This window comes from Sphingobium sp. LMC3-1-1.1, from assembly GCF_040676285.1.
Taxonomy (GTDB): domain Bacteria; phylum Pseudomonadota; class Alphaproteobacteria; order Sphingomonadales; family Sphingomonadaceae; genus Sphingobium.
Window position 1 is genome coordinate 493863 of the sequence record NZ_JBEGHQ010000023.1, and the last position, 24610, is coordinate 518472.

The window sequence follows — 24610 nt, forward strand, 5'->3', positions numbered from 1 at the left end:
GGTTTAGTGCATTTTAACGACGTGCCATTATGCTGGCCGGCATGAGCGCCTTTTCGTCCCTGATCGGACCGACCCAGGCGGACTGCTGGCCAATGGCGCAAGTCATGGCGGGCTTGTCCGCCGTGCCCGTCGGCCATGCCATTGATCTGGCGTTTTTCTTTCCCGATGACGGACGGGAACGGCATGACGCGCTGGTGGCGGAGACCCGGCGGCATCTGGGCGGATGCCTGACCGCCATCGAGATCGGATTGCGCCTGGCGCTGGAGGAAACGCCGGAAATTGCGGCTGCGCTGGCGCCTTGGCCGCAACCCGTCTGCTGGCCGACCCTGTGCGCGCAACCGACACTGCTGGCGCCGCCGCTGCTCGCCCATATGCAGATGCGCGGCGGGATCAGCCTGATGCTGCGCCAGTTTGGTGGTCCCGATGGCGGCGTGGGCAGCGAATCGGAGGTGGAGCCGCTGTTCGCAGCGGGCGACCCGGCCCTGGGTGAGGCGCTGGCCGCACTGATGCTGGCGGAGGGGCGCTGGCTGCTGACCGCGGCGGAGGATCAGCCGATGCAGCCTGATCTGCCCGCCGGCTTTTTCGCGGAATTGCTGTGGACCGCCGCTGCCTGCCTTGCAGCCATCGCCCAGCGGAGCGGCCTGATCGAGGTGGAAGCGGTGCTGCCCGTGGTCGAAGCCGCAGCGCAGCGCCAACTGGCCCGGCATGATGAAGCGACGGGGCCAATCGCGGCGGCGGACAGGCTGGTCCGTCAACTGGACACCCATGCCGATGCGCCTGAACTGATGGCGGCCGCGCTGCAGCACAGGCATTTCCTGCTGTTCGCCGCGCTCGCCGGGCGAAGATTGCGGATGGCGAGCGCGCAGGTCGCCGACATACTGGTCATGGGGCCAGTGGGGCAGGTCGCTGCTCTTTGCCGCGCGCTCGGCGGATCGGACAGCGATTACCGGCAATTGCTGCTGGCGCTGCGGCCGGTGCGGCCATCCCTGTCGGACGCGACCATCGTCGGGGAAGCCATGCGCTATCAGGAACTGAGCGTGGCCCAGGCCGACGCGGCAGTGGGCGCCCTGCGCGCACCGGCAGCGCTGCGCGCGAAGCTCGATCATCTGCGGCGGATCGCCGGTTGATGAACATGCCGGCGCATCCCGCCGTCATCCGGGCCACCGTCGCCTCGGACGGTCGGCTGCTGAGTGCGGACGCGCCCTTGCTTTCCTTGCAACAGGAGGCGGGTGGCGACATCGGCAGCGCGCTGGCGATCCCGCAATTGGCGGCGATGGCGCGACTGGCGACGCATCTGGGCATCGCCCTGTCCCGCCCCGTGGTCGCGGCGGCGGAGCGCGGCGACATCGACATGTGGGTGCGCGCCAGGCCCGAAGACGAACGGGTACAGCTTGCCATCATCGATTGGCATGAGCGGCAAGCAGTGGCGCCCCCGCTCGACCTGGCGCGGCGGGAGACCGACATCGCCGCCCTGTCGGACGGCTGGACATGGCAGATCGACACGCAGCTGCGCTTCCAGATCGTGCTGGAGGGTTTGGGCAGCGAAGGAACGCTTCCCACCGCGCCGCCGGTGCCGGGCAGCCGCTTCACCAGCTATTTCGAACTGCGTGCCGACTCGGACGGCGATCTCGCCATCCTGCGCGGTTTTGCGCAGCGGCGCGCCTTTCGCGACCAGGTAGCCGGATTGACGAGCGACCCCGCGCAGCGCTTCATTCTGTCGGGCTTTCCGATGTTCGACCTTGCCGGGCAACTGGCGGGTTACCGGGGCAAGGCGCTGCCCATGGACCGCGCCGTGTCGGCGCCGCTCGCCACGCCGGAGCCGCTGCTATTCTATCCCGCCGAATTCGGGAAAAGGCTTGATCGTTCCCTGCGCCGTCCCCTGGGGCGGATCATCGCCAATGCGGATTCGATCGCCGCGCAACTGGAGGGGGCGCTGCGGCCGGACTATCTGGGCTACGCCCATGATATTTCGGCGGCGGGGCGCCATCTGATGGCGCTGATCGATGATCTGGCGGACCTGCAGGCGATCGACCGGCCCGATTTCAGCGTGATCGCGGAGGAAGTCGACCTGGCCGACATCGGACGCCGCGCCGCGGGTCTGTTCCTGGTCAAGGCGCGGGATCGGGAAATCGACATTCTGCCACCCGCGCTGGATGCAGCGGAGCCTGCCGTAGGGGAGTTTCGCCGGGCCTTGCAGATCCTCATGAACCTGGTCGGCAATGCGGTGCGCTATGCGCCCGAGGGATCGACCGTGCGGATAGAGACGGGCCGGTCCGGCGGCCAGGCCTGGATCGCCGTGCAGGATCAGGGAGGCGGGATAGCCGTCGACAGTCGCGAGCGCGTCTTTGACAAGTTCGAGCGGCTGGGCCGCAGCGATGCGGGCGGCAGCGGTCTTGGCCTTTACATTTCGCGGCGTCTGGCGCGGGCCATGGGCGGCGACATCCGCATCGACGACGCCCCCGAAGGCGGCGCCCGCTTCATCCTGCTGCTTCCCGCATTGCAGGGATAGGCGGTTTCGGCGCGACCGGAACCGATCGCTGATCAGGAAATAGGTCCGCTGGCATATGGTTGTCCGATCACCTCCGGCGCTTTGGGCGATCTCATTTGGTGGGGTGCTGGCCGCTCGAAATGCAAGCGCCGTCGCTTCGATCGTTGCGATTGTCTTCAAAGCGTCACAATAATGTCATCCAGTAGTAAGACATATTTTCTAGCAGCGCCGATATCAAGGGGGATGAACGACGCGCATGCGTGAGGCTTTCAGCGATACTATCCGGAACCTGGGCAATCGCCTGCCGCCTATCAACTGGCTGTCGGTCGTCGAGAAGCTGTTGCTTGGCCTGCTGGCGTTGCAATGCGCCCGATTGCTCTGGGCGGTGCTGACGCCGGTTGGCAGTTTTGGTCCGTGGGAAGGGCGACAGGCCCATTTCCTCCCCGTCGCGGAGCGGCAGGCCCTGTTTTCCAGCTTCGATCCCTTTTATCGCGGTGGCCTGCAACAGTCGGGCGGCGGCGTCGTGACTTCGCTGGCGCTCACCGTTTACGGCATTCGCCTGAACGAAGGGTCCGGGCTGGGGTCCGCGATCGTCGCGGGCCCGGACGGCGTGCAGAACAGCTTCGCCGTGGGGGAAGAGATCATGCCCGGCGTGGTGCTGAAGGCCGTCGCCTTCGACCATATCACCATCGATCGCGGCGGGGCGGAGGAACAGCTTTTCCTCGACCAGTCCCAACCGGCCCCGACCGCCGCCCCGGATGGCGGAGCGCCTGCCGGAATGCCGGCTTCCCCAATCGTGGGCATGGACAATCCAGGTGCCGACATGGTGAAGCGCGACGTCGGCTTCACCCCGCGAATGCAGAATGGACGCGTCACCGGCCTGATCCTGTCGGCCAGGGGGCCGGGCTTTCAACAGGCGGGCTTCCAGCCCGGCGATATCGTCACCCAGGTCGATGGCCAGCCGATCGGATCGATGAGCGATCTCCAGGCGCTGCAGGGCAAGATCCTGCCCGGCGCGCGCATTTCCCTGACCGTCGAACGCGGGGCCTCGCCCGCCACGATCAACCTGACACTGCAAGGCCAATGACCAGAAAACCGCTTCTTACCGTCGCCATGGCCCTCGCGCTGGCGGCTCCCATCGCATCGCCGGTCATGGCGCAGCAGACGCTGAACGTGCGCGACGCTGACATCCGCGCCTTCATCCAGGATGCGGCACGGGTGACCGGGCGGACCTTCATCATCGACAATCGCGTGTCGGGGAAGGTGTCCGTCGTGACTGACCGCCCCCTGTCCCGGTCCGAATATTTCGAGATATTCCTGTCCACCCTGCGCGCGAACGGCCTGGTGGCGGTGCCGGCGCCCGGCGGCGCCTATCGCATCCAGCCGGCCGATGGCGCGGCGGGCCAGCCCAGCGCCGTGGGCCGGGCGGCCAATCGCAACCAGTTCGTGACGGAGGTGTTCCGCCTGCGCTCCATCGACGCGGCGAGCGCGCTGGAAACGCTGCGGCCGCTTGTCAGCAAGGATGGCTCGGTGACGGCGAACCGGGCGGGCAACAGCGTGGTCGTGGCCGACTATGCCGACAATATCGGGCGCATCCGGCAGGTGATCGCGCGGATCGACCGAGATACTGCCTCGACCACCACGGTCATGCTGAAAAATGCCGGAGCGCGGGAGATCGCGACATCCCTGCAGGCGCTGGTGACGACAGGCGGCGAGGGGGCGGCGAAGCCGGCGACGATCGTGCCCATCGACAGCAGCAACGCCGTCGCGATCCGGGGGGATGCCGGGACGGTGGCGCGGCTGGCGCAGATGGCGCGCGATCTTGACAGGCAGGCGGCGAGCGGGACCGAAATCCGCGTCTATTGGCTGGAACATGCCGACGCGGAAAAACTGCTGCCGGTGTTGCAGCAACTGGTCGGGCAGGCAACTGCCTCGCCCGTGACCGCCTCCACCCCTGCTGCCGGGAACGCGCCCTCTGCAATGCCTGCCGCCGCAGCCGGTTCGGGCGGCGGGGGCAGCAACGGCATCTCGTCGCGTGGCCCCGCCATCGTCACGCGCTATGAAGGCGCCAATGCAATCATCGTCGCGGCCAACAGCGATGTGCAGCGAATGCTGGGCGAGACGATCCGCCAGATCGACACGCGGCGCGAACAGGTGCTGGTGGAGGCGATCATTGTCGAGATCAGCGACGCCGCCGCCAAGAAGCTGGGCGTGCAGTTCCTGATCGGCAGCACCAAGACCGGTTTTGCGGCGACCAACTATTCCAATGCGCAGCCCAATATCCTGACGCTGGCGGGGGCGGTTGCCGCGCGCGAACTAGGCAATGATACCACGGTCGAAACTTCGGCCAACGGCACTGTCACGACCACCACTTCCCATAATAACAGCGATCTGGAGACGACGCTGCAACAGGCGGCCGTCGACAGCCTGATGAATGCGACCGGCGGCTTCGGCGGCGTGGCGACATCGCTCGGCAGGAACGGGATATTCGGCGCGATCATCAATGCCGTCAAATCCGACACCGACAGCAACATCCTGTCCACGCCCTCGGTGATGACGCTGGACAATCAGAAGGCGTCGATCCTGGTCGGCCAGCAGGTGCCGGTGACCACGGGCGAGGCGCTCTCCCAGAATTTCGACAACCAGTTCCGCACTGTCCAGAGGCAGGATGTCGGCATCAAGCTGGAGGTGAAGCCGCAGATCAACACCGGCGGCGCGATCAAGCTGTTCCTGAAGCAGGAGGTGTCCAGCGTCGCCGGCCCGGTGTCGAACAAGGACAGCGACCTCATCATCAACAAGCGCGAGATAGAGACGACCGTGACGGTCGACGATGGCGAGATACTGGCGCTTGGCGGCCTGCTGGACGACAATGAGCGCAAGACGATCGAGCGCATTCCGCTGCTGTCCGATATTCCCGGCCTTGGCGAACTGTTCAAGTCGCGCAGCAAGAGCCGGACCAAGACCAACCTCATGGTCTTCATCCGCCCCACCATCCTTCGGTCCAAGGAAGATGCGCAGAAACTGACGCAGCAGCGCTACGGCTATATTCGCGGCATGCAGTTGCAGCGCAATCCGGACCAGGAACCGGGCATAGACGAGCTGGTGCGCGACTATATGGGCGCGACGCCGCCCGCCGCCGCGCCCCAGCCGGGCGATGCGGTGGTGCAGCCGCCTGCCGAGATCATCGAGCCGACCGCCCGCCAGTCGAGCGGCGTGGTGCGGCCCGTCGAGATTCCTGCCAGCGGAGCGAAGCGGTGAGGGGCTTTCCGAACGGAGGTGGATATGAATGAGCCGCTGATCGTGACGGCCGATATCCCCCCGCATGTCGCGCCGCGAGCGGTGGACATACCCTATGTCTTCGCCCGCAAGCATGGCGTCGTGATGCTGCCGCCGGAGGGGGAAAGGCTGACCATCGCCGTGCGCGAGGGCAGCGATCCGCGGGTGCTGCTGGAAGTGCGGCGGCATCTGGCGCGCAGCTTCGACGTGCGCTTCGTCGATGCCGCGCAATTCGACCGGCATCTGTCGGATCATTATGCGATGGAGGGCAGCGCCGCCGCCATGGCCGGATCGCTCGAGGTCGGGGCGGACGAGCTGGACATATTGGCCGCGGATATCCCGACCGCCGACGACCTGCTCGACAGCGCCGACGATGCCCCCGCCATCCGCCTCATCAACGGCATCATTGCGGAAGCGGCGCGGCAGGGCGTGTCGGACATCCATATCGAACCCTATGAAACCGGGCTGATCGTGCGGATGCGCATCGACGGCGTGCTGCGCGAGACGCTGCGCATGCCGCCGCATGTCGCGCCCGTCGTCGTCAGCCGCATCAAGGTGATGGCGCGGCTCGACATAGCCGAGCGGCGCGTGCCGCAGGACGGGCGGATCGGGTTGACGCTGGGCGGGAAACTGCTCGATGTGCGCGTGTCGACCCTGCCCAGCCGGGCGGGGGAGCGGGTGGTGCTGCGTATCCTGGACAAGGAGAATGCGGGCATGAACCTCGACCTGCTCGGCATGGCCGGGGCGGCGGACCGGATTTTCCGGGACGGGTTGCAGGAGCCGAACGGCATCATCCTCGTCACCGGACCGACCGGGTCGGGCAAGACGACGACGCTCTATGCGGGCCTGCGGCAGCTCAATGACGGCACGCGCAATATCCTGACGGTCGAAGACCCGGTCGAATATGCGATCGACGGCGTCGGACAGACGCAGGTCAATGCGAAGGTCGGCCTGACCTTCGCGGCGGGGCTGAGGGCGATCCTGCGACAGGACCCCGATGTGGTCATGGTCGGCGAAATCCGCGACCGGGAAACGGCGGAGATCGCCGTGCAGGCCTCCCTGACCGGGCATCTGGTGCTGTCCACCGTCCATACCAATGATGCAGTGGGCGCGATCACGCGGATGCGCGACATGCGGGTGGAACCGTTCCTGCTGGCTTCCACCCTGCGCGCCGTCATCGCGCAGAGGCTGGTGCGTCGGCTTTGCCAGAAGTGCCGCGAACCCGTGCAGGCGGACAAGTCGGCCAGCGCGCTGCTGGGCTTCGATCCGGGCACGATCATCTACCGCGCGCGCGGGTGCGAGGCGTGCAACGGCACCGGCTACAAGGGCCGGATCGGGGTGTTCGAGGCGATCAGGGTGGACGACACCATCCGGCGGCTCATCAACGATGGCGGCGATGAATCGCTGATCGCGCGCCACGCCTTTCTGAACGCGCCCAATCTGGGCTCGGCCGCGCGGGCGCTGGTGCGCGACGGCCAGACCACGGCGGAGGAGGCGATCCGCGTGTCGCGGCGCGACGCGGGCGAGGTGGAAACCATCGCCGATGGCTGAGTTCGACTATATCGCCATCGACCCCGCCGGACGGGAGCGCAGCGGCGCGATCAAGGCTGAGACGGTCGAGGACGCGCGGGCGAAGCTGGACTCGCGCAAGCTGTTCATCGTGCGGATCGAGGCTGGCGCGATGGAGAAGGCGCGCAGACGGACAGGGCTGTCCTTCCGGGCGCCCCGCCTCTCCGCCAAGGAACTGACGCTGTTCACCCGGCAATTGTCGACGCTGATCCAGGTCAGTCCGCTGGAGGAGTCGCTCCGCACCATCGGGCGGCAGAGCGAGCAGGCGCATGTCCAGGCGATTGTTGGCAAGGTGCATTCGGGCGTGCTGGAGGGGCGTCGGCTGGCCGATGCCCTGGGCGCCGAGCCGAGGAGCTTTCCGCCGCTCTATCGCGCGATGGTTTCAGCGGGCGAGAGTTCAGGCAGCCTGCCCACGATCATGGAGCGCCTGTCCGACCTGATGGAGCGGCAGGCGGTGATCCGATCGAAGGTGCTGACCGCCATCGCCTATCCTTCCGTGCTCGCTGCCTTTGCGGTGTGCGTGGTCGCGGCGCTGATGATCTTCGTCGTGCCCAAGGTGGTGGAACAGTTCGATACGGTGGGCCAGCAACTGCCGCTGCTCACCCGCATGGTGATGGGGATTTCGGCCTTCCTGGCGGGCTATTGGTGGCTGCTGGCGATCCTGCTGGGGCTGGCCGCCTTCGGCCTTTGGCGCGCGCTGAAGGTGGAGAGCTTCCGCTATCGTTTCGATTCGGTGCTGCTGCGCCTCCCATTGCTGGGGCGGTTGATCCGCGACCTGCACGCAGCGCGGATGGCACGCACGCTCTCGACCATGGTGGCGAGCCGCCTGCCGTTGATGGAGGGCTTGTCGCTCACGACCCAGACGGTGCACAACCGGGTGCTGCGGCAGGCTTCGGAGGAGATTGTGGAGGCCATTCGCGGTGGCGGCAGCCTGTCGGCGGCGCTGCGACGGGCAGGGGTGTTCCCGCCGCTGCTCGTCTACCTCACGGCCAGCGGGGAAAGCGCGGGGCGGCTGGACACCATGCTGGAGCGGGCAGCCGATTATCTGGAGCGGGAGTTCGACAGCTTCACCTCGGCCGCGCTCGCCATGCTGGAGCCGCTGATCATCATAGCGATGGGCGGCATTGTCGCCGTCATCATCCTGTCCATCCTGCTGCCCATCCTGCAATTGCAGAGCCTTACCGGGGCCTGAAGGAGTGAATATGCGTAATCTGAAGACGTTGAAGTGCGACATGCTCCTGCGAAGGCAGGAGCGTGACTGCGCAAGGGGCGAACATGGCCTCGAGTCTTCGAGACGTTCCGCCGAACACGGCTTCACGTCCCTGAAGCGTTCCGCAGAACACGGCTTCACGTCCCCCAAACGTTCCGCCGAACACGGCTTCACTCTGGTCGAACTGATGGTCGTGATCGTCATCATCGGCCTGCTTGCCACCATCGTGGCGATCAACGTCATTCCGGCCACGGATACGGCGCGCGTAGAAAAGGCGAAGGCCGACATCGCCACCATTGAGCAGGCACTGGAACAATATCGGCTCGACAACCTGACCTATCCGTCCGCGACCGACGGGTTGCAGGCGCTCCTCATTCCCCCGGCCTCGCTTACCCAGCCGCAGCGTTACAGGCGCGGGGGCTATATCAAGAAGCTGCCCAACGATCCCTGGGGACGTCCCTATACCTATGCCGTGCCGGGGCGGAAGGGCGCGTTCGACATCAGTTCGCTGGGGGCGGACGGACAGCCGGGTGGCGACAATGAAAATGCCGACATCTATTCCAGCGATCTTTGATCGCCCGCAGCATGGCTTCGGTTCCTTGAGGCGTCCCGCCGAACACGGCTTCACGCTGATCGAACTGATGGTCGTGCTGACGATCATCGGCTTCATTTCAGCCGTGGTGGTGCTGGCGATCCCCGACCCCCGCGGCCGGGTGATCGAGGATGCCGACCGCTTCGCCGCTCGCCTTGCCGCGGCGCGCGACGAAGCGGTCGTCACTGCGCGTCCCATGGGGGTGTGGGTTTCGGCTTCGGGCTACGGCTTTCAGCGCCGCGACGGCGGCCAATGGGTTGGGCTGGAGGACAAGCCCTTCGTCACCGTCAGTTGGAAGGCCGGAACGCGCGCGCTGGTCGGCAAGGATGGACGGCAGCAGATCGGCTTTGACGGAACGGGACTTCCGACCGATCCGATGACCGTGACCCTCGCCCGCGAGGGGGAGCGGGTGTCGATTTCGGTCGACATGGCCGGTAAGGTCGCGGTCGGTGGCTAGGTCGCGCCTCGTCCTTGCGACGCCGCCTACCGCGGAGCGGGGCTTCACCCTGCTCGAAATGCTGGTGGCGCTGGCGGTGTTCAGCCTCGCCGCCCTCGCGCTCGTCCGCCTGCAGGGCGTGACCCTGCACACCGCCGCCGACCTCGACAGCAAGGCAATGGGCCAGATCGTCGCGCGCAACCTGATGGTGGAGGTGCAGACCGATCCCGCACCGCCTTCGCTTGGCAGTGAAGAGGGCGACGTCGACAATGGCGGTCGGCGCTGGCATTGGACGCGGGCGGTCAGGGCGACCAATGACAGGCGCCTGCTCCGGGTCGACCTGACGGTAAACGGGCAGGCGGGCTCGTCCCCCGTGGTGCTGAGCTTCGTGCGGGCAGTGCAATGAGACGGGCCGTTTCCGCCGAGCACGGCTTCGAGTCTTTTGGGGGTTCCGCCGAACACGGCTTCACTTTCCTGAACCGCTCCGCCGAATACGGCTTCACGCCCCTGAAGCGTTCCGCCGAACACGGCTTCACGCTGATCGAACTGCTCGTCGCCTTGATGATCTTCGCCATGCTGGCGGCGGCGGGGGTGCTGCTGCTGGGCAACAGCGTGTCGGCTCAGGCGCAGATCAAGCTGCGGCTCGACGACATGGCGGCGGTGCAGCGGGCAAGCGGCGCGCTGGCGGCCGATCTGGGGCAGGCGGTGCCCCGCATCAGCCGCACCGAAGCGGGCACGCTGGCGCCTGCTTTCTGGTCGCATCGGGAGGGGGAGAACCTGCCCGTCCTCCAGTTCGTACGGGGTGGCTGGGACAATCTGGGCGACCTGCCGCGTCCCTCGCTCCAGAAGGTCGAATATTGGGTGCGGCAGGGGCGGCTGGAACGGCGCACTTATGCACAGGTGGATGGCGCGGCGGGCGATGAGCCGGCCGCACTGCTCACGCAGGTCGAAGATGTCGCGCTCCGCTTTCGCGACGCCAGCGGCGACTGGCGCGACCAATGGGTGCCGACACAGCCTGACCTGATGCCCCGCGCCGTGGAAATGACGGTGAGGCGGACGGGCGAATCGCCGGTGACGTTGCGCTTCCTGGTCGGACCGGGCCCGGCCGAAAGGCTGGAAGGGGTGCCGGCCAATGGCTGATCGCGGAAAGGCGGGCGAGCGCGGCGCGGCGCTGTTGACCGTGTTGCTGCTGGTGGCGGTGATGGCGGTGGTCGCATCGACCGCGCTGGAGCGGCTGGCGCTGGCCACGCGGATGACCGGCAATGGCGGCGCGATCGATCAGGCCCGCGCCTTTGCCGATGCGGGGATCGAGATCGCGCGCCTGCGGATCGGCGATCTGGTGACGGCCAATCCGGGCAAGACGACGCTGGCGGGGAACTGGATGGGTACGCCGCAGGCGATCCCGATGCCGGGCGGCACGGCGATCGCGCGCGTCACCGATGGCGGCAATTGCTTCAACCTCAACAGCGTGGTCGCGGGCGAGAATGAGGCGAACCTGAAGGTCCGTCCGGTCGGCGTGTCGCAATTTCAGGCTTTGCTGCAGGCATTGGGGATCGACGCCCGGCAGGCACAGGTCGCCGCCGCCTCGCTCGCCGACTGGATCGACACTGACAGCGTGCCCCAGCCCGGCGGCGCGGAGGATGAGACCTATGCGCGGGCGCCACGGCCCTATCGCACCTCCAACCGCTTCATGGTCGACGCTAGTGAGCTGCGCGCGGTGAATGGCGTGACGCCTGCAATCTATGATGTGGTGCGGCCATGGGTCTGCGCCCTGCCGACGGCCGATCTGTCGCCGATCAATATCAACACGCTGCTGCCGGATCAGGCGCCCCTGTTCGCGATGATGCTCCAGGGCCAGCTTAGCGTGGCGCAGGCACGGCAATTGCTGGCGCAGCGGCCTGCGGAAGGCTACGGCAGCACCGTGCAGTTCTGGGCTCCTCTGGCGAGCCAGGGGATCAGCCCGCTGGAAGAGGTTGGGCAGCAGGTCAAATTGACGACAGGGTTTTTCAGAGTGGACGTGTCGGTGAATGTCGGGGGGACAGAGGTGGTGGAATGGGCACTGATCGATGCGCGGCAGAGCCCGGCTAAATTGATCCGCCGTAGCGGGAGCAGCGGCGCATGAGCGTGCGGGAAGGATTGATCGTCGCCCTGCCGCAACAGGGCGAGCCGTTGTGGATGCGGGTGGTGGAAGGCGCCGTCGTCCAGAGCGGAACGGGCGCGAACTGGCTGGCGGCCTGCGGCCTCACCGCGCTGCCCGATGACGCGATCGTGTTGCTGGTGCCGCCTGCCGCGCTAGTGACGCTGAACTGGATCGAATATCCCGATCTTGCTCCCCGTCAGGGGCGCGCGGCGGCGCGGTTAGCGGCGCTCGCCGGCGCTATCGTGCCCGCAGACCAGCTTTTCGCCGCCGCCGATGAGAATGAGGATCCGGCGCGCCCGCACTGCATCGCCGTCGCGGCGCGCGCGGACATGCAGCACTGGCTGCTCTGGGCGCAGCACCATGGGCTCGACCCCGACATCATGGTGCCCGCCCCGCTGCTGCTGCCGGAACCGCAAGAGGGGTTTGAACGCGGCATGATCGGCGGCGAAGCAGTGCTGCGCGGGACCGATCTGGTGCTGGCGGGTGACCTGGTCTTGCCGGAACTGATAGGTAAAGCCGTTGTGCGGGATGTGCCCGCTGCTCAGATTGATGCGCTGGCGGTTGCGGCGCTGGAGCGGCCACCGATCGATCTGCGGCAGGGCGACTTTGCCAAACGGGTGAGACGGCCGTTCGACAAGCGAAGGATTGCCCGGATCATGCTGTGGAGTGGGCTCATCCTGTTCGTCAGTTTGCTGATGGCGCTGATCGGGACTGCGCGACAGCATGTCGCCGCAAACAGTCTCGATGCGGAAAGTCTGGCGCTTGCCCGGCAGGTCGTGCCCGGTGCCACCGACCTCGACCAGGCGGAGGCGGAGATGGAGCGCCGGCTCGCGGCGCGAGGAGCGGGGGCCTATGCCTTCACGGCGCCGGTGGCAGGGCTGCTCAGTGCGATGCAGGACGCGCCGGGCGTGTCGCTGACCGCGCTGTCGCGTGATAACGACGGCATGATCCGCGCCACGCTGGCCGCGGCGAAAGTGGAAGATATCAACATGGTACTGCTCGCACTCCAGGCGGAAGGTTTCACGATCACCGCCACGCCTTCGCAGGAGCCCGGCGGACGGATGCTGGCGGATATCACGGTGCAATCATGATGGAACGGTTACGGGTCTTGTGGGGTGAACGAAGCCCTCGCGAACAGTGGATGCTGGGCGTGATGTTCGCGCTGCTGGCGGCGGTGATCCTTTGGCTCGGCATAGCGCGGCCACTCGCCGCGGCGCAGCGTTCGGTGCGCGATGCCTTGCGGGAGGCGACGGACCGCAACGCCGCCATCCGCGCGAAGGTGACGTTGCTGAAGTCGCTGCCACGCACGGCGGGGCCGATCGATACGGCCGTGCCGCTGGAGCAGTTCATCGGCCAGAGCGCTGGCGAGGCCGGGTTGACGCTGGAACGCGCGCAGGCGCAGGGCGCGGACCGCGTCGACATGGCTATCGCCTCCGTCCGCCCGGTTGCGCTGCTGTCGTGGCTCGCCGCATTGGAAGCGCGGGGCATCCGAGTCGAAACGATGAGCGCGCGGCCGGCCGCGACGGCGGGCAGCGTCTCGGTGCAGGCCGTGCTGGTTCGGGGCGGGCAATGATGGGGCTCCATCTTTCGCGGCCGATGCGCATCGCGCTCATCGCTCTGTTCGCATTGGGCTTCCTAATCTTCCTTCCCATGCGCATCGCGCTCGGCATGACAGGTCTGGAGCGGCTGGGCGTGGCGGCGCGGGAGGTGCGCGGCACGGTGTGGAGCGGCAGGCTCGACCAGTTGATGCTGGGCACGGTATCGCTGGGGTCCGTCCATGCTGGCCTGTCTCCCCTGTCGTTGCTGGTGGGGCGGGCGCGGTTCGACGTCTGGCGCCGCAACGGCGTGGCGGATGATCTGAGCGGCGCGCTGACGGTCGGCTTCGGGCGCATGGGGATCGACGATGTGACAGGCGCCGTGCCGCTGGGCCGGACCTTCGCGCCTCTGCCGGTGAGCAGCTTCGTCATGGAAGACGTGTCGGCATGGTTCTCCGGCGACCGTTGCGGCCATGCGGAGGGGCGGGTCCGGGCGCAGATGGCGGGTCAGTTTCCGGGACTCAACCTGTCCCAGGGCCTGTCGGGCGTGGCCAGTTGTGATGGCGATGCGCTGCTGCTGCCGCTCGTCAGCCAGTCGGGGTTGGAAAAGGTCAATCTGCGCATCTGGCGATCGGGTCGTTACCTGGCGGAAATGCGGGTGGAAACCGCCGATGCTGCCCTGGGCGAGGCATTGGCCAGCGCGGGCTTTGTCGATGCTGGCGGCACGCGCGTGCTGAAGATCGAAGGAACGCTGTGATCCAGGCCTTTCCTGCCCTGCTGGGCGCGACGGCGGGGGCAATAGCCGGGAGTTTCCTCGCGACGATCATCCTGCGCTGGCCGCAAGGGCGCGGCGTGCTGCGTGGTCGCTCGGCCTGCGACGGCTGCGGGCGGGTCCTTGGCGTCGTCGATCTCGTGCCGATGGTGAGCGCGCTGGTTCAGCGCGGCCGGTGCCGGAGCTGCGGCGCCCCCATCGACCCGCTGCATGGCCGGGTGGAGGCGGGATGCGCGATCATCGGCGCGCTTGCCCTGGGCTTTTCGCCCGATCCGGGTGGGGTGGGGTGGGCCATGCTGGGCTGGCTCCTCCTGACGCTGGCGGTGCTCGACAGGCGGCATTTCTGGCTGCCCGACGGGTTGACCCTGCCATTGGCCTTCCTGGGCTTCACCATCGGGCCATGGGTCACCGACACGACGATGGCAGGGCGGGCGATCGGCGCAATGACCGGCTATCTGACGCTGTTGCTGATCGCGTTCGGATATCGGCGATTTCGTGGGCGCGACGGGCTGGGCCTGGGCGATGCCAAGCTGCTGGGCGGACTGGGCGCCTGGTTCGGCTGGCAGGCCTTGCCGTTCATCCTGCTGCTTGCCGCGAGCGGGGGGCTGCTGGCGGTCGGCGCGGTCATGGCGACGGGCAGGAGGATCGATGGCGCGACGCGCCTGCCGCTGGGGACTTTCCTCGCCATCGCGGCAGTGCCGGGATGGTGGCTCGCAACTGTCCTCACCAGCGCGGGCAGATAACCGGCAAGAGAAATTTCGCGATGCCGTGAAACCCCGTTGACCCATCAGCCTGCTCTGCTTATAGCGCCGCCTCACCGCAGGGCGCCGCCCGGCGGACAGCCCATGGGGCGGAGTAGCTCAGCTGGTTAGAGCAGCGGAATCATAATCCGCGTGTCGGGGGTTCAAGTCCCTCCTCCGCTACCACCTTTACAGACTGTCGTTCCCAAGCGGATTTTCCGCTTGCATTCGTCCTTCCCTGTTGCACTAATGTTGCAACGCACAACCAGCCGATTGTCGGCTGAGGGAGGATCGATACTTTGCCCTTCCACGAAATGTTTGAGCCGGATGGTTCGATACGCCCCTGCTACGCGGAAGTGCAGAATTGGGTGGAGCGAACCGGCATTGCCGGGCTCAATCGTCGAATGGATGAGGCGGAGGCGATATTCCGGCGCATCGGCATCACCTTTGCCGTCTATGGCGAGGGGGGCGATCCGGAACGGCTGATCCCCTTCGACCTGCTGCCCCGCATCTTCATGGCCCAGGAATGGCGCGTGCTGGACAAGGGCATTCGGCAACGGGCGCGGGCGCTCAACGCCTTTCTCCACGATGTCTATCATCGCGGCGAGATTGTGAAGGCGGGGATCATGCCCGCGGACATCATCTACCAGAACAGCGCCTATCTGGCGGAAATGGCCGATTTCACCCCGCCGGGAAAGGTGTACAGCCATATCGTTGGCATCGACATCGTCCGCACCGGGCCAGCGCGGTTCGAGGTGCTGGAGGATAATTGCCGCACTCCCTCCGGCGTGTCCTACATGCTGGAAAATCGCGAGATCATGACTCGCATGTTCCCGGAACTCTTTGCCCAGGGCGTGGTCGCGCCGGTCGATGACTATCCGGCCGAATTGCTGAAAAGCCTGAAGGAAGTCGCGCCGCCCGCCTGCAGGGGCGATCCGGTGGTGGTGGTGCTGACGCCCGGTTCGCTCAACAGCGCCTATTATGAGCACAGCTTCCTTGCGGACCTGATGGGCGTGGAACTGGTGGAGCCGGCGGACCTGTTCGTCGACGATGACCGGGTCTGGATGAAGACCACGCTGGGGCCAAAGGCTGTCGATGTCATCTACCGGCGCATTGACGATGAATATATCGATCCACTGGTGTTTCGGGCGGACAGCCTGCTGGGCGTGCCCGGCATCTTCAATGTCTACCGCAATGGCGGGGTGACGCTGGCGTCGGCGCCGGGATCGGGGATCGCGGACGACAAGGCCGTGTACATCTACGTGCCGGACATGATCCGCTTCTATCTGGGCGAGCAGCCGATCCTGGACAATATCCAGACCTGGCAATGCGGTAAGCCGGACGAATGCGCCTATGTGCTGGAAAATCTGCACGAACTGGTGGCCAAGGAGGTTCATGGATCGGGCGGCTACGGCATGCTGATCGGGCCGAAATCGACCAGGGACGAGATCGCGGCCTATGCCGACCGCATCCGTGCCAATCCGGGCGAGTTCATCGCCCAGCCGACCCTCGACCTGTCGACCGTGCCGACATTGGGACCGGCGGCGGTTGTGGGGCGGCATGCGGATTTCCGGCCCTATTGCCTGGTGGGCAAGCAACTCAGGCTGGTGCCCGGCGGATTGACGCGGGTGGCGCTGACCGAAGGATCGCTGGTGGTGAACTCCAGCCAGGGGGGCGGGGTGAAGGACACCTGGGTTTTGCAGGACTGATGATGCGCGCATTCATGTCCATATCTGATCGGAAATCTCTCGCATGCTGAGCCGGACCGCGGAGAATCTCTTCTGGATGGCCCGTTATATGGAGCGGGCAGAGGCCACCGCGCGTCTGTTGACCATGGGGCAGCGCATGGCCATCCTGCCTGGCGCGCATCATCGCGAAGAGTGGCGCTCGGTGGTGCGGGCGACCGGAGCGCTCAATCATTTCCCCGAAGGCGCGCCGGTGACGGAGAGCGACGCCATCGCCTTCCTGATGCTCGACATCGACAATCCTTCCTCCATCCGTTCCTGCCTGCTCAAGGCCCGCGCCAACGCCAAATCGGCCCGTACCATGCTGACGCAGGACATGTGGGAGGCGCTGAACGAAGGCTGGCGCAAGCTCGACAGCTATGACGTGGCGGAGGCGCGGCAGCAGCTTCCGGCGCTGATCGACTGGGTCAAGACGCGGGTAATGACCTTCCGCGGCGCGGCGCATTCCGGGCAGCTCCGCAATGAGGGGCATGATTTCCTGCGTGCCGGCTCCGCGCTGGAACGGGCGCAGATGACGCTGCGCCTGCTGGACGTCAAATATTATGTGCTGCTGCCGGAGACGGAGGTCGTGGGCGGCAATCGCGACCATTATCAATGGACGTCGGTGCTGTACGCGCTGTCGGGCGCGCGGGCCTTTCACCATGTCTATGGCGGTACCTATACGCCCTGGCAGATCACGGATTTCCTGATGCTGAACCGCCTGTTCCCGCGCAGTGTCGCCTATTGCTATGACCAGCTTGCCTATCGGCTGAACCGCCTGGCGGGATGGCATGACGCGCGATCGGCCTGCCACGACACCGTGCGCCAGATGGTGGCCGATCTGGAGCAGCTGGACAGCGGCGAAATCTTCCGGGCAGGCCTGCATGAAACGGTGCAGAATGGCCTGATGAACACCAACCGGCTGGGCGTGGAGATCGCCCAGGCCTATCATTTCGGCTGAGGGGAGGGCGCGCATGAAACTGCTCGTCCGTCACCAGACCGTCTATCGCTATGAGGCTGCGGCCGGGCGGGTGGCGATGCGGTTGAAGCTGATGCCCGTCGATACGCCGACGCAGAAGGTGCTCGACTGGCAGGTGAGCGTCAATGAGGAGCCGCTGACCGGTTTCCGCCGCAACAGCTATGGCGAGATGGAGGCGATCTGGGTTCGGCACGACCGGATGGACAATGCCGTCATCGTCGCGGAAGGACTGGTGGAAACGCGGGAGGGTCATGGCGTGGTGGGCTGGCTCGGCTGCCCGGTGAACCCGCGCTATTTCCTGCGGGAGACGCGGCTGACCGGGACATCACCGGAAATCCGGGCGATGGCGCTGTCCCTGCCGGACGAGGACGGGCCGCTGGCGCGGCTTCATGCGCTGTCGGCCGCCGTCAGCGATGCCGTGGCCTATCGCGCCGGCGTGACGACCGCCGACACCACGGCGGCGGAGGCTTTCGCGCTGGGTGCCGGGGTCTGTCAGGACCATGCGCAGGTGTTCATCGCCGGCGCGCGGGCGATGGGCATTCCGGCGCGCTACGTGTCCGGCTATCTGCTGGCCGATGAGGGCGATGTGCTGCACGAGACCCATGGCTGGGCGGAGGCGCTGGTGCCCGAACTGGGCTGGGTGGGATTCGATCCTTCCAACCGGGTCTGCGTGACGGAGCGCTATCTGCGTCTCGCCTGCGGGCTGGATGCGGACGAGGCCGCGCCGATACGCGGTTCCGTGACTGTGGCGGGCGATATCTGGATTGACGCGGACGTCCGGATCGCGCAGGCGGAGGACGGGGTGGAGGAGCGGCAGCTCCAGCGGCAGCAGCAACAAGGTGCGCAGACCACCACGCAGGGTTGAACGACGACAGGAGCCCTTGGGGCAATGACTTATTGTGTGGCGGTGCGGGTCGACCAGGGGCTGGTCATGCTGTCCGACACCCGCACCAATGCGGGGATGGACAATATTGCCCGCTTCCGCAAGAGCTTCACCTACAGCGTGCCGGGCGAGCGCGCGATCACCATGATGTGTTCGGGCAATCTGTCGATCACCCAGGGGGTGAAGGCGATGCTGAGCCGCGCGATCAAGGATGCGGCGCTGGACCCGGACGTGGAAACGATCCTCAACTGCTCCACCATGCACCGCGTCGCGCAGATCGTGGGGGAGGCGATGTGCACGATGCAGGGTCGCTATCGCAGCACCATAGAGATGCAGGGCGCGGCGGCGGACGCCTCCATCCTGATCGCCGGCCAGCGCAGGGGTGGCAAGCCGCGGCTCTACCTCATCTATTCGGCAGGCAATTTCATCGAGGCGACGGAGGACACGCCCTTCTTCCAGATCGGCGAGCATAAATATGGCAAGCCGATCCTGGATCGCATCGTGAAGCGCGAAACCAGCCTGGAGGATGCGACCAAGGCAGTGCTGGTGTCGATGGATTCGACCCTGCGCTCCAACCTGTCGGTGGGGATGCCGCTGGACCTCACGGTGATCGAGCGGGATGCCTACGACTTCCGCGTGCGGACCCGGATCGAGGCGGACAATGAGGAATTCCAGCTTCTCTCGCACAGTTGGTCGGCCGCGCTGCGCAAGGGGTTCGAGGATTTGCCCAACGTCCTCGACTGACGGGACTGGCGCCCGCCAAGGTTCAGCTTCTCGCCCGTCAAGCAAATCCATCGCTTGCGCCTCCGGTCGCTTGGCCTATCTCATCCCGACAGACGAATCGCAGCCGGAAAGACATTCATGACCGCCACCCATTCGACCCGCATGCTGATCCTCGGTTCCGGCCCGGCCGGCCTGTCCGCCGCCATCTATGGCGCGCGCGCGGGGCTCGCGCCGATCGTGGTCCAGGGCATGCAGCCGGGTGGCCAGTTGACGATCACGACCGACGTCGAAAATTATCCGGGTTTCCGCGACGTGATCCAGGGGCCCTGGCTGATGGAACAGATGCAGGCGCAGGCGGAGCATGTCGGCGCGCAGATGATGTATGACCAGATCGTCGACGTGGACCTTTCGGAGCGGCCCTTCCGCCTGAAGGGCGACAGCGGCACGCTCTATTATGCCGACAGCCTGGTGATCGCCACCGGCGCCCAGGCCAAATGGCTGGGCACCGAGGGCGAGCAGCTCTTGCAGGGCAAGGGCGTTTCGGCCTGCGCGACCTGTGACGGTTTCTTCTATCGCGGCAAGAAGGTGGTGGTGATCGGTGGCGGCAATACCGCGGTGGAGGAGGCGCTCTACCTCACCAACCACAGCCATGACGTCACGCTGATCCACCGCCGCGACTCGTTGCGGGCGGAAAAGATCCTCCAGCAGCGCCTGTTCGCGCATCCGAACATCAAGGTGCTTTGGAACCAGGCGGTGGAGCGTTTCGTCGGCGGCGGCAATCCGGAGGGTCTGGTCGGCGTCGACCTGGTCGACACGGTGACCGGCCACAGGTCGCATATAGAGACGGATGGCGCTTTCGTCGCCATCGGCCATCAGCCCGCCACCGAGCTGTTCGTCGACAAATTGCCGATGGATGAAGGCTATCTGCTGGTGGAAAAAGGCACGACGAGGACCGCTGTTCCTGGCGTGTTCGCGGCGGGCGACGTCAGCGACAAGGTCTATCGCCAGGCCGTGACCGCCGCGGGCATGGGCTGCATGGCCGCGCTGGACGTGGAAAAGTTCCTGGCCGAAGCCGATTTTGAGGCCGTCGCGGCGGAATAGGGCGGTTCTTCCGCTGGCGGTAATTGGCCAGTTGTCGTCATGAGGCACAGCGGGCTCCTGCGAAGGCAGGAGCCCAGTTCAGACGATGCGATGATTCACTGAGGGCGGAACCGGGCTCTTACGAGCCACTCGTCTCGTTCGAATGCCTTCGCAGGAGCGGGGCGCGTTTCCATTAAATCAGGACGGCCTCCGAATTTGGCCGCCAAACCGGGAACTCAGGCCCCCGTCTTCGCCCGCGCAAAGGCAACAAGCGATCCGAACGTCTCGAACGTGTCGCCGTCTATATCCTCATCCTCGATCAGGATGCCGAAGCGGTCTTCCATTTCGGTAAGCAGGCCTGCGACGGCCATGGAATCCAGTTCCGGCAGCGCGCCGAAAAGCGGCGTGTCCGCATCGAACGCATCGACCCGCTCCTGCGACAGGGCCAGCACATCGCGCAGCAAGGCGCGCATCATCATTTCGATATCCATGGTCCGGTCGACCGGTTGTGCATTGTCCGCCCGCATGATGGGGGCCTACCTAGTCGTTCCGCCGCTAGCCTACAAGCGCGGAAATGGCCGCCCGCGCGGCGGGGAGCCAGATTGACGCCCTTCTGGGATTGAAGAAATCAAGCCGGTAGAGCGTTTCGCGCTCCTCCATCCAATCGGTCTTGTAGCCATTGTCGCCGGTTCCATAGTCGATCGTCGCGACATGATCCTGATCGATGGCGTGGCTGAACATCGCATGGCTGAGCAGGCTGCCGGGGGATGCCCCGTCGAACGCCTGGTCATGCGCCAGCTTGTGGATCAGCGCGGTGCCGTTCTCCACCGTCCAGAGCTGGGTCGCCACCGGCTGACCCTCCAGCCGGGCGAAGCCCAGGCGGAGCGTGCCCGCGTCGCTTTCCCGCTGCGCCAGCGCATGCAGAAAGCGCAGATCGGCTTCGGGCTTCTTCCAGCTTCGTTCCTGCACGGCGGCATAGTCGCGCCACAACGCCTCGGTCAGCCGGTCCGCGATGCTGAGGGTGAAGCGGCTCGCACGCTTCTTGCGCGCTATCAGCGTACGCAGGCGCCCGGGCCTCTGCGCCCAATATTCGTCGAAGGTTCGACCGTTCAGGTGCAATATATGCCGTCCGCCCATCGGCCGCCGGACGCTGAACCAGCCTGCGCGGCGAAAGGCGTCGAGCAGCATGTCCGACGCGGACGTAACGGGATAGAGGTCGACCTGGGCACTGTCCGTCAACAGGGACTGGGCGATGACTTCGACCAGGCGGCGTCGGACCGACTCGTCCGAAGGGCCAAGGAAGACCGGACGCCAGTCGAAACTGTACCAGTTGGCAAGAGCGCTCAGCCGTCCCGCGCCGGGGGAAAGCAGGAACAACCATGCCTGGCACTCCCCCTCCAACGCCTGGAAGATGCGGACGCCGGTCGTCGGAAAGCAATGCGCATGGAGCGATTCGAACCAGTCGATGCGGTCGAACAGCAACGGCGTGCAGGCGCGGTCGAGCGCTGAACCCAACGCGCGGCGCGCTTGTTCGACGCTGCGATATTCCCTTGCGACCAGCAAACCATTATCTCCCCGGCGACAGCATCGCGTTTAGGAAAAAAGTCTGGAGATGGAGTTAAGCGATTCCCCCGCGCCGATTGCGGCCCCGACGATCGACGGCGCGCAGGTCCGGCCGATCGACCATCTGCTGCTGCGCGGCGACCCGGCGCGGCCCGCGCTGGACGGCCGGTCCGGCACGCACAGCTATGCCGAGCTGGAAGCGACATTGGGGCGGCTGGCGGCATGGCTGGCCGGATTCGGACTGGAAAGGGGCGCCCGAGTCGCAAGCTGGATCGCCAAGGGCCCGGTCGCGGCGCTGATGCCGCTCGCCGCGCCCCGCGCCGGGCTCGTGCATGTGCCGGTCAACCCGCTGCTCAAACATGCGCAGGTCGCGCATATATTGGCCGATAGCGGCGCGTCGCTGCTGATCGGAACCGCCAGCCGTCTGGCGACGCTGACGCCGGACGACGTGCCGGAGGGATGCGACCTGCACCGGGAGGATGATGCGGCCTGCGCGATGAGCGGCGGGGAGATATTGGGGCCGTCCCACGCCGCGCCGGACGAACTGGCCGCGATCCTCTATACCAGCGGATCGACCGGGCGGCCCAAGGGCGTGATGCTGAGCCACTCCAATCTCTGGCTGGGGGCCGTGTCGGTGGCGGAATATCTGAAGCTGACGGCGGAGGACCGGACGCTTTGCGTGCTCCCCTTCAGCTTCGATTATGGGCAGAACCAGTTGTTTTCGACCTGGTGCGCCGGCGGGTGCGTCTTTCCGCTCGATTATCTGACGCCGCGCGACGTGGTGAAGTCGGTGGACCGGCGGGACATCACCACCTTGGCCGGGGTGCCGCCGCTCTGGGTGCAACTGGTCGAACTGGACTGGCCCGCCGATGTGGCGGTAAAGCTCAGGCGGCTCACCAATAGTGGCGGGGCGCTGACGCGGCCGTTGGTGGCGAAGCTGCGGGCGCTGTTTCCAAGGGCGGACCTCTATCCCATGTACGGGCTGACAGAGGCGTTCCGCTCCACTTATTTGCCGCCCGCGCTGGTGGCCAGCCATCCCGACAGCATGGGATCGGCGATTCCCCATGCGGAGATATTGGTCGTCCGCCCGGACGGCTCGATTGCGGGCGACGATGAGCCCGGCGAACTGGTGCATTGCGGGCCGCTGGTGGCGCAGGGCTATTGGCGCGACCCCGTGCGCACGGGGGAGCGATTCCGGCCCGCGCCGCCCGCTTCCCGCTATGGCGGCATGGCGGTATGGTCGGGCGACACGGTGCGGAGGGATGCTGGGGGCCTGCTCTATTTCGTCGGACGCGATGATGCGATGATCAAGTCGGCTGGCAACCGCATCAGCCCGACGGAGATAGAGGAAGCCGCCGTCGCCGTGGACGGCATTGCAGAGGCGGTGGCGCTGGGCGTCCGGGACGAGCGGCTGGGACAGGCTGTGTTGTTGCTGTTGCGCACCGCTTCGCCGGAGCTAAAGGCGCAGGTGGAGGGCCGGCTTCGGCAGGAGCTTCCCAATTTCATGCAACCGCGCGAGATCGTCATGCTTCCCGAATTCCCCCGCAATCCCAATGGCAAGATCGACCGCGTCGCGCTGGCGAAGGAATTTGCCGCATGAAGCCGATGGGACCGGTCCCGCCCTTCTTCACGGGCGAGGAGGGCATGTTGCTGATCGGCGGCTGCGGCGCGGGGAGCCTGGTCGGGGAGGCTGGCGACACGCCCCTGTTCGTCTATGACATGGGCATAATGGAGGGGCAGGTTCGGGCGTTCCGCGCCGCCATGCCCGCCATGCTGTCGCTCCATTATGCAGTGAAGGCCAATCCCTACCTGCCCCTGCTGGAGCGCATGGCGAAGCTGGTCGACGGCTTCGACGTGGCGTCGGGCGGGGAACTGGCGCGGGCGCTGGAGGCGGGGATGGACGCCGCCCATATCAGCTTTGCCGGACCGGGAAAGCGCGACGATGAACTGATCGCCGCCATCGACAGCGGCGCGACCATCAACCTGGAATCGGAGGGTGAGGCGCGAAGGGCCATCGCCCTTGCCGGGCAGCGCGGCAGGACGCCGAAGCTGGCGGTGCGGGTGAACCCGGATTTCGACCTCAAGGGGTCGGGCATGCGCATGGGCGGCGGCGCCAAACCCTTCGGCGTGGATGCGGAGCGGGCGGCCGCGCTGGCGCGCTGGGTGATCGATGCCGGGGGCGAATGGCGCGGCTGGCATATCTTCACCGGCAGCCAGGCTCTGGGCGCGCAGGCATTGATCGAAACGCAGGCCGCCACCATCGATCTCGCCACTCGCCTGTCCGACAGCGTGGGCGTCGCGCCGCCGCTGGTCAATCTGGGCGGCGGCTTCGGCATTCCCTATTTCCCCGGCGACGAACGGCTGGATATCCGCCCCATCGGTGATGCGCTGGCCAGGCTGCTCGACGGACGCGCGGACATATTGAAGGATAGCGCCTTCGCCATGGAACTGGGCCGATGGCTGGTGGGCGAGGCGGGTGTCTACCTCACCCGCATAGTCGATGTGAAGAAAAGCCAGGGCGAAACCTTCGTCGTCGTCGATGGGGGGCTGCATCATCAGCTCGCGGCGAGCGGCAATTTCGGTACGGTCGTCCGTCGCAACTATCCCATCGCCGTCGCCAATCGCTTCGGGGAAGCTCCGGCGGAGGAAGCCGTGACGGTCGTGGGCTGCCTGTGCACGCCCATCGACAGGCTGGGGGACAAGGTCGCGCTGCCACCGGTGGAGGAGGGCGATCTTATCGCGATCTTCCTTGCGGGCGCTTATGGTGCCTCGGCCAGCCCGGCCGCATTTCTTGGACATCCGGCGCCTTTGGAACTGCTCGTCGGCTGATTTTAATGAACTGATTTGCCAATAACTTAACTCCTAACGCTATTTTTACCCTTTGTGGGCAAGAAGGCCGT

24 protein-coding genes and 1 tRNA gene are annotated in these 24610 nt (G+C 66.2%); 23 read left to right on the forward strand and 2 right to left on the reverse strand.

The window, feature by feature from the left end:
• Positions 1–29 precede the first annotated feature (29 nt).
• The 21 genes from MRBLMC3_RS15705 to trxB all read left to right on the forward strand — a co-directional run bounded on the left by MRBLMC3_RS15705 (position 30) and on the right by trxB (position 20168).
• Positions 30–1127, forward strand: coding sequence for a hypothetical protein (locus MRBLMC3_RS15705; protein WP_363830300.1), 1098 nt, complete (start codon positions 30–32; stop codon positions 1125–1127).
• The gene (locus MRBLMC3_RS15710) at positions 1127–2509 is read left to right on the forward strand and encodes a sensor histidine kinase (RefSeq protein WP_363737062.1); all 1383 of its coding nucleotides are present in this window, start codon (positions 1127–1129) and stop codon (positions 2507–2509) included. The genes MRBLMC3_RS15705 and MRBLMC3_RS15710 overlap by 1 nt, the downstream gene beginning before the upstream one ends.
• Before the next feature lie 235 nt (positions 2510–2744).
• The gene (locus tag MRBLMC3_RS15715) at positions 2745–3575 is read left to right on the forward strand and encodes a type II secretion system protein N (protein ID WP_363830303.1); all 831 of its coding nucleotides are present in this window, start codon (positions 2745–2747) and stop codon (positions 3573–3575) included.
• Complete coding sequence (gene gspD, locus MRBLMC3_RS15720; protein WP_363830305.1) at positions 3572–5746, forward strand: type II secretion system secretin GspD; 2175 nt, start codon at positions 3572–3574, stop codon at positions 5744–5746. The genes MRBLMC3_RS15715 and gspD overlap by 4 nt, the downstream gene beginning before the upstream one ends.
• Positions 5747–5770: 24 nt before the next feature.
• Positions 5771–7315: a type II secretion system ATPase GspE gene (gene gspE, locus MRBLMC3_RS15725; RefSeq protein WP_363737059.1), complete on the forward strand. Its 1545-nt coding sequence runs from the start codon at positions 5771–5773 to the stop codon at positions 7313–7315.
• On the forward strand, positions 7308–8525 hold the full coding sequence (gene gspF, locus MRBLMC3_RS15730) for a type II secretion system inner membrane protein GspF (protein WP_363830308.1): 1218 nt from the start codon (positions 7308–7310) through the stop codon (positions 8523–8525). The genes gspE and gspF overlap by 8 nt, the downstream gene beginning before the upstream one ends.
• A gap of 40 nt (positions 8526–8565) precedes the next feature.
• Positions 8566–9117: a type II secretion system major pseudopilin GspG gene (gene gspG / locus MRBLMC3_RS15735; protein WP_363830461.1), complete on the forward strand. Its 552-nt coding sequence runs from the start codon at positions 8566–8568 to the stop codon at positions 9115–9117.
• A 25-nt stretch (positions 9118–9142) separates the two neighbouring features.
• Positions 9143–9592: a GspH/FimT family pseudopilin gene (locus MRBLMC3_RS15740; RefSeq protein ID WP_414714654.1), complete on the forward strand. Its 450-nt coding sequence runs from the start codon at positions 9143–9145 to the stop codon at positions 9590–9592.
• The gene (gene gspI, locus MRBLMC3_RS15745; protein ID WP_363737056.1) at positions 9585–9977 is read left to right on the forward strand and encodes a type II secretion system minor pseudopilin GspI; all 393 of its coding nucleotides are present in this window, start codon (positions 9585–9587) and stop codon (positions 9975–9977) included. Before MRBLMC3_RS15740 ends, gspI begins: the two co-directional genes overlap by 8 nt.
• The gene (gspJ, locus tag MRBLMC3_RS15750; RefSeq protein WP_363830313.1) at positions 9974–10711 is read left to right on the forward strand and encodes a type II secretion system minor pseudopilin GspJ; all 738 of its coding nucleotides are present in this window, start codon (positions 9974–9976) and stop codon (positions 10709–10711) included. The genes gspI and gspJ overlap by 4 nt, the downstream gene beginning before the upstream one ends.
• Positions 10704–11693 (forward strand): type II secretion system minor pseudopilin GspK, encoded by a 990-nt coding sequence (gene gspK / locus MRBLMC3_RS15755; protein WP_363830316.1) that lies wholly within the window; start codon positions 10704–10706, stop codon positions 11691–11693. The genes gspJ and gspK overlap by 8 nt, the downstream gene beginning before the upstream one ends.
• Positions 11690–12802 (forward strand): type II secretion system protein GspL, encoded by a 1113-nt coding sequence (gene gspL / locus MRBLMC3_RS15760; protein ID WP_363756371.1) that lies wholly within the window; start codon positions 11690–11692, stop codon positions 12800–12802. The genes gspK and gspL overlap by 4 nt, the downstream gene beginning before the upstream one ends.
• Positions 12799–13284: a type II secretion system protein M gene (locus tag MRBLMC3_RS15765; protein ID WP_363737052.1), complete on the forward strand. Its 486-nt coding sequence runs from the start codon at positions 12799–12801 to the stop codon at positions 13282–13284. The genes gspL and MRBLMC3_RS15765 overlap by 4 nt, the downstream gene beginning before the upstream one ends.
• Entirely contained in the window at positions 13281–14003 is a 723-nt protein-coding gene (gene gspN / locus MRBLMC3_RS15770) for a type II secretion system protein N (protein WP_363830319.1), read from the forward strand. Before MRBLMC3_RS15765 ends, gspN begins: the two co-directional genes overlap by 4 nt.
• A complete protein-coding gene (locus MRBLMC3_RS15775; RefSeq protein ID WP_363830321.1) occupies positions 14000–14761 on the forward strand; it encodes a prepilin peptidase in 762 nt (253 codons plus the stop codon). Before gspN ends, MRBLMC3_RS15775 begins: the two co-directional genes overlap by 4 nt.
• 106 nt (positions 14762–14867) lie before the next feature.
• Positions 14868–14944: transfer RNA gene (locus MRBLMC3_RS15780), tRNA-Met, on the forward strand.
• Positions 14945–15057: 113 nt separating this feature from the next.
• The gene (locus tag MRBLMC3_RS15785) at positions 15058–16467 is read left to right on the forward strand and encodes a circularly permuted type 2 ATP-grasp protein (protein WP_363737049.1); all 1410 of its coding nucleotides are present in this window, start codon (positions 15058–15060) and stop codon (positions 16465–16467) included.
• A 43-nt stretch (positions 16468–16510) separates the two neighbouring features.
• Entirely contained in the window at positions 16511–17443 is a 933-nt protein-coding gene (locus MRBLMC3_RS15790; RefSeq protein ID WP_363737048.1) for an alpha-E domain-containing protein, read from the forward strand.
• A gap of 13 nt (positions 17444–17456) precedes the next feature.
• On the forward strand, positions 17457–18326 hold the full coding sequence (locus tag MRBLMC3_RS15795; protein WP_363737047.1) for a transglutaminase family protein: 870 nt from the start codon (positions 17457–17459) through the stop codon (positions 18324–18326).
• A 24-nt stretch (positions 18327–18350) separates the two neighbouring features.
• On the forward strand, positions 18351–19088 hold the full coding sequence (locus MRBLMC3_RS15800; RefSeq protein WP_363737046.1) for a peptidase: 738 nt from the start codon (positions 18351–18353) through the stop codon (positions 19086–19088).
• Positions 19089–19205: 117 nt separating this feature from the next.
• The gene (trxB, locus tag MRBLMC3_RS15805) at positions 19206–20168 is read left to right on the forward strand and encodes a thioredoxin-disulfide reductase (RefSeq protein ID WP_363737045.1); all 963 of its coding nucleotides are present in this window, start codon (positions 19206–19208) and stop codon (positions 20166–20168) included.
• Between the two features lie 215 nt (positions 20169–20383).
• On the opposite strand, the gene MRBLMC3_RS15810 is transcribed toward trxB, so the two are convergent.
• Together MRBLMC3_RS15810 and MRBLMC3_RS15815 are read right to left on the reverse strand one after the other, a co-directional pair.
• Positions 20384–20674, reverse strand: a complete 291-nt coding sequence (locus MRBLMC3_RS15810; protein ID WP_363830324.1) for an acyl carrier protein — start codon at positions 20672–20674, stop codon at positions 20384–20386.
• A gap of 28 nt (positions 20675–20702) precedes the next feature.
• Entirely contained in the window at positions 20703–21710 is a 1008-nt protein-coding gene (locus MRBLMC3_RS15815) for a GNAT family N-acetyltransferase (protein WP_363830327.1), read from the reverse strand.
• 49 nt (positions 21711–21759) lie between these two features.
• On the opposite strand from MRBLMC3_RS15815, the gene MRBLMC3_RS15820 reads away from it, so the two are divergent.
• Entirely contained in the window at positions 21760–23310 is a 1551-nt protein-coding gene (locus MRBLMC3_RS15820; protein ID WP_363830328.1) for an acyl-CoA ligase (AMP-forming), exosortase A system-associated, read from the forward strand.
• Positions 23307–24539 carry a pyridoxal-dependent decarboxylase, exosortase A system-associated gene (locus MRBLMC3_RS15825; protein WP_363830331.1) on the forward strand — a complete coding sequence of 411 codons (1233 nt, stop codon included), beginning with the start codon at positions 23307–23309 and terminating at the stop codon, positions 24537–24539. Before MRBLMC3_RS15820 ends, MRBLMC3_RS15825 begins: the two co-directional genes overlap by 4 nt.
• The last annotated feature ends 71 nt before the right edge of the window (positions 24540–24610 follow it).